We start from the raw sequence: 13,291 nt of genomic DNA on the forward strand, positions 1-13,291 counted from the left end.
GAGGCATTCGGCTGAGCTGGAAGCCCGCCGACCGGTGGGCCGAGCGCTGCGGGGCTGCGGGCAAGGCGGGCATGGTCGATCGGTTCAGCCGGCCACACGCCAGCCCGGCCTAGGCCGATCCGGCGCGGACGAAGCGGATCGTGTCCCTGCGGCTGCACAAGCGCTGGGGACCGGTCCGGCCGGCCGCCGAGTGGGGGGTGACGCCCTCGGCCGCCGAGGCGGTGCTGCGCCGCTGCCGGATCAGCCGACTAGCCCGGCTCGAGCACCGCGCGCAGCACCCTGTACGCCACAAGCACGCCGCGCCCGGCGCGTTGCTCTACGCCGACGTGAAGAAGCTGTGCAACATCCCGACCGCCGAGGCTGGCGGTTCTTCGGCCGGCAGCAGGGCGGCACCAATCGCACTGCCGATGGCGCCGCGCGCAGCTGCTACCGCAAACCCGCTTACGGGCCCCCGCTTGATCCACGTCATGCTCGACTACCGTCCCCGCTTCGCCTACGCCGAGATTCGCGATGACGAGACCGGTTCCGTGTCACCGCGATGCTGCGCCGAGCCGCCGCGTGGTCTTCCGCTCGTGGAGTGACTGCTCAGAGGATGCAGACCGACATCGGCGGCTGCCACCCCCGCCGGGACTGGGCCGCGCAGGGCATCATCCGGAGGCGGACTCGGCCTCACCGGCCGCAGACCACCTGCGAGGGTGGCGGCGTGCTCCTTCGGGCGGCCTGACCCGCCCCAACGCAGCGTTGCGATGATATGGGCACCGGGGAGGAGACCTCCGAGTCCTCCAAGAGGATTCAGCCGACCACGCATCGGAGGTCCCTTCCCCGGCTGCCGTGCACCACGTGACCGACGTGACGGCAAGCACGCGGGCCTCGTTGTGCGGATGCTGGCGCACTGTCGCGGCTAGATCGCCACTCAACTAGGAGAGTTACCAGCCCCTGCGCCAAAACGTTAAATTCCGCGAAAACCGACCTCCTCGGCGAGGTCGAGGATGGCCGCACCCTCAAGCATGAGGCTCGGAGTCGGAATCGACCCCTTGATGTTCATGTCCCGTAAGGCGCGACAGGTCTTCCGCTGCCCCGCGTTAAGGTTCTTTGTCGCAATTCCCCAGTCGAGCACCGCCTGCCATCCCGTCTCGTTCAGTCCGTAAACCCTCAACGCAGCCGCCTTCGCCTCCGGAGTCCATTGCTCTTCGAGGTCTAGCTTGGAGCCCTGACGGGCTCGGGCCAACAACCGCTCGTCGGGCTCCCAAGGCAAGGTCTGGATGGCCGTCCAGGCACCGTCCTTCTTGGCCCACTCGCTGATGTTCGACGTCCCTGCGCTGGAAATGAGTTTCGCGTGAACCTTCGGGGCCAGTTCCTCGATCGCGGCGCGCAAAAGTTCAGGGATGCCCTGCGCCTTCCAGATGCGCTCAAGGTCGATCTGCTGCGCGGTCCGCTTACTTACGAGGGCAAGCGTGTATGCCACAGTCTGGGATTTGTAGCCGCCGAGCCTCAGTGCCTTGACTATCGCCTCGGTCTCGTTGAACAGAATCGCCTTGGCGACCAACTGCTGGAAGTATGTGGTGTCGGGTTTGAACTCGGGACGTTCCTTGAGCCTGAGCATGAACTCGCGGAACGTTTTCTCCGCACCCAAGCTCACGAGGTCCGGCCGTTGAGCCCAGCAGAGCTCGTACTTGGCCAGGTCCGTCTTACGGATCACCTGAGTGGCAGGATTCTCGGTCTTGTACTCACGCCGCTCTGCAGCAGTGCGCTTGCTTGCCACAGCGTCGGCATACTGACCGCGCGCCCGTTCGTAGAACCACCGGGTCGAACGCTGCGATCCATCGGCGGCCGGCGCGAGCACAGTTCGCGACAGTCGCTGCAGCTCGATATGGAAGGGGTCGTTTGCGCTGAAATCTGCCGTCCGCACAGTGTTCTGACTGTTTGCGAACTCAGAGATGCGGGGCACCAGCTCTAGGAGATTACTCTCGGGAACGACGGACAGTTTCGCCTGTACGTGGATCCCCTTAAGTAAAGACTCGTCGCGCCGAGGCTTAGTCCGGGCGTAGTGCAGTGACGCAGTCGTTTGACCTCCATTAACGATTTGGAGGTCGTGGATACGCGTGATGCCATGGGAGCCGTCGGGAAGTTCCGCAACCTCGACGCGGCTCGCGGTCATGCTGATGCCGTTGTTGTAGGCGAGGAAGCGATGAGGCTCAGTCCTGATTGTTGTCTGGATTCCTTGATTGACCTTGCCACGGGCCTGCAAGAATGACCGCACGTTGAGTTCCAAAAGCCGCGGCCCGTGCTCTTCATACACGTCGGCCAGAACCTCGCCAGGGATGAGAAGTAGGTAGGCCTCGTAGTCTCCGGGTACTCCCCTTGGCCCGAGGGTCGGTAATGCACTACCAATGAGGCGCTCAAAGTCGACCGTGATCGGCTCTCGCACTCTTCCCGACCGCTCCAAGCGGCACAACCGATCGACATCCCAGACGTGATATGTCACGCGGGCGCGGTGCAATGCTTGCACCGACGGAGGGGGGGACTTGACCCGCGCACTAGTCAACAAGGTGATGCGGACCCGCTCGGCTGAAGGCAACGCGGCGGCGAGCGCCGCACACATGGACCAGGCCGGGAATGCCTCCTCGAGCATCTCTGTGAGCTCGTCGACTTGGGTGGCGAAGCGATGCGCAGCTGCAAAGAGTCGCGTCACCTGGGTCTTCGTCAGCGTCCGAACGTTGTGCGACGGCTCATAATCCGTGACCAGAATGTCGACGAGATCTCCGTCGTCGGAAATTGAATAGCCGGATGCCGACATGCCTTTTGCACCCGCAGTGTGGAAAAGGGCGGTCTCGCCGCCGTCTAGATCGCCACTATCATTCAGGACCTCGCGCATGTAATCCGTGAAGGCGACTACCTGCAGTTCGTCCGTACGCTCCGCGTCGGTGAGGATGCGGCGCTGAAGCTCCGCCAAGTAGTCGTTGTCCGCCGCCCCACTCACGGGTGACCCCCTTCAAAAATTGCAGCGACTTCATCCCAGGCAATGCTGTATGGCCCACATGCGGATAGTGCCAAGTCGTAACTCACCTTGCCGACCCCTATCGGCAGGTCCGCTTCAACGATCCGAGGCATCGGGTCCCTGACATCGAAGTAATGTGCAGCTCGAATGACATACGAGCGTTCGGAGTATCGAGGTGCATGCAGGTCCAAGTAGCCATAGTTCAGCAGCTTTTCCTCGAGCGCAGCGCCTGCGTGCCCAAGACTCAGAGCCGATCGTGCCCGACCAACGACCTGCGGAAGCGTCGATCCGCCCCCGTCGCTCCGCTCATCAAGTGCGTAGTGGGCCAGGACGAGACGCGAGAGCGTGCTTGTATCGAGTTGTCGCTCCGAGCTGATGCGAACATGAACGGGTTGAGTCTGCCGCGTCGTCTTAACCTCTAGGGTCACTTCGTCGAATTGGAAATCCTGAATCGCCTGTTCGGGGCCCGTCCAACGATCCACCACATGGTTCGGAGATACGCCGGCATCCACTAGTGCCAGCATCATCGTGAGCTCTCCGAACAAGCCTGCGGCTCGTTCTGCACTGAGACCGTCGCGGTTCGCTTGAAGAGCGGCCTGCCATCGTGTGATGCGCGATGCCAAGAAGTCTAGGGTCAACGCGCGTCCGTCCGGCGGCCGGGCCGATAGTGCATCGAGGCACCGAATCAGGTCGGACACCAAGGCGGAGAAGACATCATGAAAGCTGCTGTCCCTCTCGGTGAGCATTAGCGTTGCGTCGTGCCCGGGACGGACATCGATTCTGATGTCAAGCCCCCGAGAAGCGCGGAGCTCCTTCCAACGTGCGCCAGGTCCGTCGTTGCACTTCACGAGGAGGCCGAGAAGGCGTGAGGGTCTTTCCTGGATCAGATGGACGTCAAACGCTGCGTGAGCGACGCGCCGCATCAGTACGCCGGGCGCCGTTGCCGGCTCGGCGTCCAACGCAGCCCAGACCGCCTCAATGTCGATCATGTCGCAGACCCTCATCGTCCTCGTCGTCCTCGTCCTCTACGGCGGACAGCGAGCCCGTACTCGTGAGCTTCAGCCAAAGGTCCTTCGCCACCTGGTAGTCGACCGGCTGAGCACGGTCGCTGTGCGGGAAAGACAGCGCGAAGCCGACGAAGGGCCTGCCTTCGCGCACCGCGTCAGGCGCCTCGGTCGGATTGAGCGGATAGAGCAATAGCACTCCCGTAGAGGCTGGGCGGACACTCCGGCAGGCGACCCCCGCGGGCTGCGACGGTGCGTCCTTGTCCCGCAGGTCCTTCCGAGGACTCTCAGCCCAGATCTTCGCCGTGAGGTCGAGAGCCTCCTTGTACTCCGGAGATCCCTCTACGATGTCGATGCGTTCGTGAGGTGGGCTGATCAGTCTGCGAATGGGGAAACGGCCACTGTCACCGGGCACAGTCTGCCCTGGATGCCCCTGGCGCCTCGTCAGACCTACTTCCAACCCTCCCACCCTGACTTCCCGGGCATCCGGTGCAGTGCTGTTCGCCAGCAGCACCCACCAGTCAGTCAGTTCCGCTGGTTGATCCGTGTTGCGGGATTGGATGTAGTCCCGAAGGGGCTTCGGCTGGACCTTGTATGCGTCAGGATGCGTGATGTAGCTGTCGAGGAAAGTTGTGACAGCGGACGCGCTCACTCCCTGCCAGACGTAGGAGTTTCCCCCACCGATAGAACTGGACTGTTCGCGCGCGAGGGGCTGTGTGTTCATGCCACCAATCAGCCGCTCCAGCGCCTTCCAATTCTGCTCGCGGGCGACGGTCCTGGTATCAAAGAGGACCGTCTCGCTGAGCCCGCCTGCGAAGCTCATGCTCAGTAGTTGGGCGGCCTTCATCTTGTTGGGTGCAGTCACCATGAGGCCATCGGGGTGTTGCTGCACTCGGAGGCCGAAGTCGCGCGGACTGCTACCGAGCGCGACCATGTAGTCGAACTCTCGGTACAATTCCTCGGCGGCACTGGTAATCAGTTCATACCTGCGCTTGAGCTCGTCGGTGGTGTACAGGCGGCATAAATCTAAATAGCCGGGGCGGTAGCCGAACCACCGCCCCATCTGCATCAGTGTGTCGTACATCCGCGACCCAGCGAGGTAATAGCTGATGCTCAGGCCCTCCAGGGTCAATCCACGGGACAGCTTCGCGCCACCGACCGCGATAACATTCAGTCCACCAGGGTGGTCGACGTAGTCCAGCGAGTCCTTCACCGTGCCGTTGACTTCGCGGACGCTGATCAGGTTTGCGGCCTCGGCCAGCCCGCTCGCCAGCTGCTCCCAGGTAGGCATAGCGCCCACCTGGTCTCCAAGGTCCTCAGCGAGCGAGAAGGCGCGACGGGTGGCGATGAAGTCGTCCTCGAAGAGAAGTCGGGCTGTGGCCCAGGTAGAGTCCCTTGAGCGATCGGCGTGGCCGAAGCGGTGCTGAAGTCGCTCAAGTTCCCGCTGGACTTGGGCGCGCACCTCCTTTTGCACCGCTGTAAAGCGCGTGACGTGCACAAGCATCGAGTTGTGCTTGTTTGTCTGTCCCCGCCAGCGGCGAACGGCCACTGTCAGGACAAAGGCGAGAATTGCCTCTCGCAGTGACTCGGGCATCGAGCTCGGTACGAAATCCTTTTTGTGCCTGTCCGGCATCCAGGTTGACCAGTCCTGGATGCGGCGCACCATCGGGAGAGGTGCGAGGGGCTCGATGTTCCGCGTGACATCTTCCTTCAAGCCAAAGACCCGCGACGGCCCCACGTAGTTGGAAGGCGCGGGAAGGCTCATGATGAAGCTGCGGGGGAAGAGGCTCTGGCCGGACTTCGAGTGCTCAACTTCGGGGTCGATGAAGATGTTCGCGAAAGGCGTGGCGGTATAGCCAACATACGCGCTCTGCTGGAACTTCTTCAGAAGCTCACGGATTAGACCATTGATGACCGGAGGATCATACTCGTCAACCGCGCCCCTCTTTGGTCCATTGGTGTCGACTGAGGCTTGGTCAGCCTCGTCGTCAATGATGAGCAGCGGTACGTTCTGAACCACCTGTTGGCCGGTTTCCGGATCCTCCACCGCAGTTAGACTCGTCGCCCACTTGAGAATGTTGCTGAGAACGCTCTTGTTCTTCTTCACCACGAGAACCACCGGATCGGCGCCCCCTACGGCCACGCCGATGCTCTCGGCGACCTTGAGGTTGAAGTCGCCGTGTTCCTTGCGCGAGGTGAAGGAGTTCACATAAAGGAAACCTTGGTGGCCAACGCCCACGAGGCTCTTGTTTGCGTCCGCGGCACGGAAGGTTCGCTCGGTGCTGAAGCCGAGGACGCCTTCGTCGACGCGGGCCTGCGTCTGGGCACGCAGGCTGTTGTGAATTCCCGCCAAGACAATAACCAGCTTGTAGCCGGCGTCGATAGCCTTGCACATGAGGCCGATGTAGTTGCCGGTCTTGCCGGACTGAACCTGGCCCGCGACGAGACCACGACGGTCCCACGATCCGGGCCTTCGCGGGTTCTCCAGTCGACCGAGCACCATGTCTGTGATGTCGTGGAGCTTGTCGACTGCGTCAGGTGGCATCTTGTTGACTGCGAGCTGGTACTGGCGGTAGCGCTTCCAGAAGCGCCAGTCGATGTCGGCACGAACGGACTCAAGCCAAGGTTCGTGGTCACTGTCGTCCGACATGAGATTCGCGTTTGCGATGAAGACGTTGAAGGAGGATTCAATGTCACGCTGCAGCGCATCGCGGTCGACCTCTTCGGCGAACTCCGATCCGCGGATGCCGGTGTACATGGACATGACTGCGCTGATCTTCTGCGCGATCGAATCAGCGGTAACCACCTGATGATTTGCCCGCTCATTGGCAACCAAGGTCATAACAAGACCGCGAACTTCGTCGTAGGGGCCGACGTTCATGCTTCTCCATCCCGATAAGCCTCGATGATTGCGGGGAATCGCCAGAAGGGCTCGATCAGTGCTAACTCGTCCAAGGCCGCCGACCGGTCTGTGCCGGCTGAGGTCATCGTCTCTAGGGCGTACTGCAACAGCTTGGCGAGCTCGTCCTGTCGCGTCTCATACGGTGTCGCCTGCGTGTCAAGTGCTTCGGCGAGGCGGATGCCGATGAGGGAGGTCGGCAGTGTCTCCTCCGCCAGTCGGACAACGCGCTCGACAGCTCTTTTCTGCACAGCTGGTCCTGACAGCGCGCCTGCGAGGATGGGGTGTCTTCTGTTGAGGCGAAGTCGGACCTCTCCGGAGCGCTCCTTGAACTCTTGCCACGCCATGACTAGGGCGCGATCCTGCCCCTTCTTCCTGTTATTGGGCAGGATGGTCCCCCTGTGCCGGTACACTTCTTCGGCCGCTCGACGTGTGGCGGTCGCAATGCGGCGAAGGTCGTCCACGATGCTTCCGGGGGGGCGTGCCGTCGACTTCTTGACGTCGATCTGCCATTGCAGATCCAGGGTAGAGTCGAAGTCGATGAGTATGCGTGCGAGCTTTGTGTGTTCGTCCTTTGCGCCAGCCGCTCCCAGCCAATCGCCGGCTACAACGAGTCGGTTGTTCCGGTATACGTAGAATCCTTGTTGCGCGGTCCAGCCGCGGATCCCTCCTCCGCGTCTCTGTTGATCCTCGTCAAGCTTGCTGCGGTGGGGGAGTACGAACGGTTGAACGGTGATGACCGAGCCCATGAAGGGCAGTTTGTCCGGCGGGCCGAGGGTATGTGTTGCCGGGTGCTCCATGATCGGATTCCAGGGCGCAACGGCATTCTCGTTGACGCGGATGTTGCGCTTTCCACGTTTAGCCTCGAGGAATCGATGGAAAGTCATCCCAAGATGCGCTTCCACTTGGGACGCGGTTGCGTAGAAGCGGTCGGCCGCCTTCTCCGGCGACTTCTCAACATCGCCGAGAAGTCGGTCGCACTTGCTCCAAATGACGGCCGTACCGCCGCCGCCTCGGATGCGATCAATGTAACGCTGCGCTTGGGGGGTAGGCGTCTTCAGCAGCCTCCACTGCCCCGACCTGCCGACGAGATCGAGATCCCAGCGGCGAACTTCCACGGCTCCACCGCTGCGCGGGCGGGTGATCACTGTCAACTCGCGAGCTTGGGAGAAGGAAGCCGTCTTCAGCCCGAGTCCGAAGCGACCAAGATCAGACTTGCGGCGCGTTGCTAGGGGGCTGACGCTTCCCGGTCTCATAGCCTCTAGCAGCTCGGTCGCGGTCATGCCCTCGCCGTCATCGACAACTGCCACGTGCGAGGCGGCCTCGTCCCAGATGAAATACACGTCGACGCTCTTGGCGTCCGCACTGATGCTGTTGTCGATGAGGTCGGCGAGTGCCGTCTCAGGTGAGTAGCCGAATGAACGAAGGCTTTCCACCAAGGCTTCAGGCCGAGGTGCGGCCTCGTCCCAAGCGTCAAGCTCAGTATCGGTCATGAGGACTTTGCGGCGCCCTCGCCGCTGGTGTTGTGTCGGGCGCTGAGTGTGCTAGGGAAGCAGCGGCCCCAAGCAAAGGACGTGTTCATCGCAACTCTCTTCAAGGTCACTTGGCTCTGCGACAGCAGTTGGGACCTAACCGCGCGGCCGCTCGTTGACCGGTATCGCCAAGCCGCTCAAGGCTGCGCATGTTGTTCGCCAGCAGTGACCTCCCCCGTTCCGTAACGTGCGTGGACGTTAACAGCAGTGAGGCGACACTCGAGTTGGGCGCGTGCCGGAGGGGGCTGTGTCACTCGACTGGGGCGGGTGATGTCCGGGGGGCTGTTGGGGTACCGCTAGACGCGGCTCGAGAAGCTTCGATGCATCCGCCCAGGCGTCCGGCGCCGTGGTCGGGCGTGGCGGCGCTATGCCAGGGGGTCGATAAAGCGCCCTTGGTCCTCATAGATCACCGTGATGCGGAGGTCGCTCAGCAGAGACGCCAGGTCAGCCGCGGGTGGCGTCGGCAATAGGACCGCTAGGTCCGGTCCGAAGTCCAGCTTCTGTTGATAATCGAGCAGCTGTCCGATGGCGTACCGAATCATATCGCGCGACGCCTCGGCCTTGGCCTCAATAAGGAGGTTCCGCTTCTGGTCGTACAGATCGGCGCGAAGTGTAACGGGGCCGCATGGGATCAGCACTCCCCTTAGGCGGTCCCCAGCTGGGTCGAGCCACTTCGTGTAGCGAGAGACGAGCTGGGCCTCCTTCCGGATTATCCTCTGAGTCTTTGCAGACAGTGACGTCTCGGTCTCCGTAGTCGCCATCCGTTCGACGTCAACTATGGCGGCGGCGGAAGGTCCGATCTGAATAGGTGCTGACGGAAGGCCGGCGGCAAGTCGGCCGCGGGCCTCCCTGGCGAGTCGTTCGCACTCGACAGGGCTCTGCCTCATGGCTGTGAAAACTGCGAGTGCCTCGCCTCTTACCGGCTTGAATCCTGCGCCACTAACCGTACTATGGAAGTTGCCAAGCCGGTAGCTGACAGCGGCGGGGGTCCGGTTGATGAGACTTGCGAGCTCTATAACTTCAGGATTGTGAGCGTTTGAGGTGTTTAGCCGGCGAAGGTATAGTTCCGCGACGACGACATATTCGTCGAGCGACCAATTCCGCCGGTTAGAGCTAGTCGATTCCACTTGCTGAGTGTGGCATCTGGTTAGCGCGTCGTGCGCTGCGGGCCTGTTTAGCTGACTGCAGCCGGTCCGGTGGTAGGCATGAGTCGCGCCGGTGGAACGTGGACGAGGTGGCGGGTGCGGTCCGCGTGCCTTCTATGCGGCGACAGCTATTGACGGTGACCTTAAGCATGCGCCTTAAGAAGGTCCTGTTCGTGGCTACAGCGCCGGATCCGGCAGTGCCGCCTCGATATCGAGCGTGGACTCCTCGACCTGCTGCGCGGCTCGGGTTAGGTACGCGCGCAGCCTGCCTCCCACCGACGCCGACCACGCCCGCGCCTAGTCGACAACGAAGCGCAGCCGGCCCACCGGTCGCGGGCGCGCGGCCCGAGCGATGCCACCTCGGGCATTGGCCGGTCCGTGACCAGCGCGGTGAACACCTTGCTGGGTGTCGTTCACCGGGAGCGGTAGTGCAGCCGGCGCAGGTATGTCAGCTTCTGCGCCACAGGGTGGTCGGCTCGGTCGGCGTTTGCGGGGCCAGGAGGTGGAACGACGCGCGGTCGCGCTCCCAGGAACACAGGGCGTTGGGACCACAGCCAAGGGGGCGAGCGCATGGCGGTCACATGGGCGAAGGCGTCGCTCGTGTGCGCAACTGCGCAGGTGATGGCCGGCACGTCACGGACCTACCATGCTGTGCACATCTGGGAGCTTGCCTCGGCTCGACCGCGCCCTCGCCCGCGCGGTACCGCGACGTGCAGTGGGACCGGCGCACGGTCGCGTCCGTGAGACACCTGAGCCCTCCCGGGACGTGCGACGGCGACACGGGTCGCGTGTGGCCCGCCGTGTCGGATGTTCCTGTCACGCTCGGTCCGGAGCCGAATACACGGGGGTGCACATGGCGGTGCGGGTCTTCCCGGCCGAGCCGGTCTTCGAGTCGCACGCGGAGCAGGAGTTCGTCGATGCGCTGCGGGACCAGCTGCCCGACGACGCCGTCATGGTATGCGGCCAGCGGTTCAGCGACCGGCGCGAGGACCGCTAGGCCGACGTCATCGTCGCCTGGCCCGGTTTCGGCATCGCCGTCATCGAGGTCAAGGGCGGCAGCGTGTACCTGCAGGGCGCCGAGTGGCGCCAGGCGAGCAACGGTGCGGACCGGCGCATCCACCCGGTCGATCAGGCCGTGCGCTGCAAGTACCTGCTGCGCGAGTACCTGCGCCAGGACCGGCGGTGGCGGGCCGGTGACCCGCGAATGGTGCACCTCGTCGCGCTGCCCGCGACCGTCGTCCCCGAGGGCTTCGCCGCGCCCGACGCGCCGCGCTGGACGGTCCTCGACCGCACCGACCTGGGGCAGGCGGCCGCTCGTGTCGCCTCCGCGCTGCGGCAGTGCGAGAGGGAGTTTGAACCGCCGACCGCCGACGACGTCGAGGGGTTGGTCGACTGCCTCGCCGGCGTCGGTATCCCGCAGCAGGACCTCCTTGCCCGGCTGCACGAGCGCGAGGCCGAGTATGACCTGCTCACCCGCGAGCAGGCGCGCGTGCTCGACATGCTCGAGGACAACCGTCGGGTCGAGGTCCGGGGCGGAGCCGGCTCGGGCAAGACCTGGCTCGCCCTGGAGAAGGCCCGCCGGCTCGCGCGCGCCGGGGAGCGGGTCGCCGTCATGTGCTACTCCCGCGGGCTCGCTGAGTTCCTCCGCCGGCGGGTGGCCACCTGGCGGCCGAAGGAGCGCCCAGCCTACGTCGGTACCTTCCACGGCCTCGGCATCGACTGGGGCGTGCCGCCGGGCACCGACGACGACAGCGGCTACTGGGAGCACCGGCTCCCCGAGCAGATGGTCTCTCTCGCCGGCGCCCTGCCCGAGGAGGAGCGCTTCGACGCCGTCGTCATCGACGAGGCGCAGGACTTCGCCGAGAGCTGGTGGCCCGCGGTCGTAGCGGCGCTGCGCTCTCCGGCCGACGGCCAGCTCTACGTCTTCGCCGACGAGGGGCAGCGGGTGTTCGCGCGCCAGGGCCGGCCGACCGTGGCGCTGACCCCGTTCAACCTCAACGAGAACCTGCGCAACACCAAGCAGATCGCCGGGACGTTCGGCAGCCTGACGCCGACCCAGATGCGCAACCGCGGCGGCAACGGCGTGCCGGTGCGGTTCATCCCGTGCACCAGCGAGGACGCCCGTGGTGCTGCCGACGACGCCGCCGATGCCCTGCTGCAGGAGGGCTGGCCGCACGAGGCGGTTGCGCTGCTCACCACCTATCACCGGCACCCCGTGCAGGTGGAGCGACAGCAGGACGGGCAGGACGCCTACTGGAAGACCTTCTGGGAGGGCGACGACCTGTTCTACGGGCAAGTCCTCGGGTTCAAGGGCCTCGAGCGGCCGGCCGTCGTCCTGGCGGTGAACGGTTTCCGGGACGAGGCGCGGGCCCGGGAGATGCTCTACGTCGGCCTCTCGCGGGTCCGCGACCTGCTCGTCGTTTGCGGCGACCTGGAGCTCATCCGCCGCGTCGGCGGTGAAGCGGTCGTGCGTCGGCTGACCTCGGGGAGCTGACCCCACGGGATCCCTCGCCGGCGTGACCTGCTCGAGGTCACTCCGAGGTGAGCGTGGCCATGCCGCCGATGACGGTGAAGGCCGTCCGCAGTCGCGCCTGCGTGTCGACCATCCAGTCCAGGTAGGCCGGCCACTCGTCCTCCCGTTCGATCGAGGCGGGAGCGGAGGCAGCCTCCACCCGGCACGCCTTCTTCCCGTCGAGACGGTCGAACAGGAGCTGTCCGCCGAAGGCGGCCTCGAACTCCTGCCTCACAGCGGACAGTCGCTCGAACATGAGCTCGTTCTGCGCCGCGCTGGGGTGGTCGAAGTAGAGCTCGCTGCGCATCCGCGGGTCCTTGGTGAAGCTCAACCCCCACACGAGTCCGTGGCCGCCGGCCGACATCACGAAGTAGTTGTTGAGCGGCGCTTTCCCCTTGGACCAGCCGGGGTGCTCCGCCTTCAACCGGTCGAGCAGTTTCTGCCAGAAGGCCTGGTAGAGGGCTGACTTCGGACCCGGCGCGGACTGGTTCTGCGCGGCGCTCTTGGCCGACTGGACCCAGTCGTTGGGCTGGCTGACGACCGTGAACAGGGGAGCTGGTATCGAGTCCCCGATCCGCACGGCCGATAGCTGGACGCCGAAGAAGCGCCTACCCGGGAGGGTGTGGTTGTTCAGCCAGTCCAGCGCTGCGCGGTGCTCGGGACGGAACTCCGGCGAGACCCAGACGACGTTGCTGACGTCGTCGACGCCGGCCGCGTAGGTGAGCAGCTGTCCGAGGTGTCCGTGGTCGGTCTTCTGCAGCTGGTTCTCGACGATCACCGTCTCGCCGGTGTTGAGGTCGTGCCCGAGGAGGTCGAGGAAGAAGTCTCCGACCGGGTGCTCGTTGACCGTCAGCTCGAGCTCCATGCCCAGTGCGTCGCCGAGGCGATCGGCGTTGTCGAGCAGCCAGGGGGTGAAGACGTGGGCCTCGTGCGCCCACACCTCAGTGACGGGTACGACCTCGAGCTTTCCCAGCGACGGGAAGGCGGCCACGGTGCTCCTCGTATCGGCGGTTTGCAGGACCGCGTCATCGTCGGGGCTCTGCCGGCCGGCGTCCAACCGAGGCGCACGGCAAGCGATCCCACGGGGCGCTGGATCTTCCTGGGGCGTGCCGACGGCGATCCCACCCCGGTGAGCGAGACGGGCGCGCCGGGCTCAACCCGGGAGTACGGCGGACCGAGCCCACTCCCGTGACTGCGGCAT

General features: G+C 64.4%; 9 protein-coding genes. 3 read left to right on the forward strand and 6 right to left on the reverse strand.

Features of this window, described 5'->3' with window-relative positions:
* Positions 1-140 precede the first annotated feature (140 nt).
* Positions 141-581 (forward strand): hypothetical protein, encoded by a 441-nt coding sequence (locus ACI798_RS02040; protein WP_457047074.1) that lies wholly within the window; start codon positions 141-143, stop codon positions 579-581.
* Between the two features lie 368 nt (positions 582-949).
* On the opposite strand, the gene ACI798_RS02045 is transcribed toward ACI798_RS02040, so the two are convergent.
* The 5 genes from ACI798_RS02045 to ACI798_RS02065 all read right to left on the reverse strand — a co-directional run bounded on the left by ACI798_RS02045 (position 950) and on the right by ACI798_RS02065 (position 9,560).
* The gene (locus ACI798_RS02045) at positions 950-2,980 is read right to left on the reverse strand and encodes an AIPR family protein (protein ID WP_457047075.1); all 2,031 of its coding nucleotides are present in this window, start codon (positions 2,978-2,980) and stop codon (positions 950-952) included.
* Positions 2,977-3,987: a PD-(D/E)XK motif protein gene (locus ACI798_RS02050; RefSeq protein ID WP_457047076.1), complete on the reverse strand. Its 1,011-nt coding sequence runs from the start codon at positions 3,985-3,987 to the stop codon at positions 2,977-2,979. Before ACI798_RS02050 ends, ACI798_RS02045 begins: the two co-directional genes overlap by 4 nt.
* Entirely contained in the window at positions 3,974-6,883 is a 2,910-nt protein-coding gene (locus tag ACI798_RS02055; protein WP_457047077.1) for a Z1 domain-containing protein, read from the reverse strand. The genes ACI798_RS02050 and ACI798_RS02055 overlap by 14 nt, the downstream gene beginning before the upstream one ends.
* Entirely contained in the window at positions 6,880-8,394 is a 1,515-nt protein-coding gene (locus ACI798_RS02060) for an ATP-binding protein (protein ID WP_457047078.1), read from the reverse strand. The genes ACI798_RS02055 and ACI798_RS02060 overlap by 4 nt, the downstream gene beginning before the upstream one ends.
* Positions 8,395-8,798: 404 nt before the next feature.
* Positions 8,799-9,560 carry a hypothetical protein gene (locus tag ACI798_RS02065; RefSeq protein WP_457047079.1) on the reverse strand — a complete coding sequence of 254 codons (762 nt, stop codon included), beginning with the start codon at positions 9,558-9,560 and terminating at the stop codon, positions 8,799-8,801.
* An 871-nt stretch (positions 9,561-10,431) separates the two neighbouring features.
* Here ACI798_RS02065 and ACI798_RS02070 point away from each other — a divergent pair.
* Both ACI798_RS02070 and ACI798_RS02075 read left to right on the forward strand, forming a co-directional pair.
* On the forward strand, positions 10,432-10,575 hold the full coding sequence (locus ACI798_RS02070) for a hypothetical protein (RefSeq protein ID WP_457047080.1): 144 nt from the start codon (positions 10,432-10,434) through the stop codon (positions 10,573-10,575).
* Between the two features lie 9 nt (positions 10,576-10,584).
* Entirely contained in the window at positions 10,585-12,072 is a 1,488-nt protein-coding gene (locus ACI798_RS02075) for a nuclease (protein WP_457047217.1), read from the forward strand.
* Between the two features lie 37 nt (positions 12,073-12,109).
* Here the strand turns inward: ACI798_RS02075 and ACI798_RS02080 are convergent, their stop codons facing one another.
* A complete protein-coding gene (locus ACI798_RS02080; RefSeq protein ID WP_457047081.1) occupies positions 12,110-13,081 on the reverse strand; it encodes a DUF4268 domain-containing protein in 972 nt (323 codons plus the stop codon).
* Between the last annotated feature and the right edge of the window lie 210 nt (positions 13,082-13,291).

It is taken from the genome of Geodermatophilus sp. SYSU D01045 (assembly GCF_054050295.1).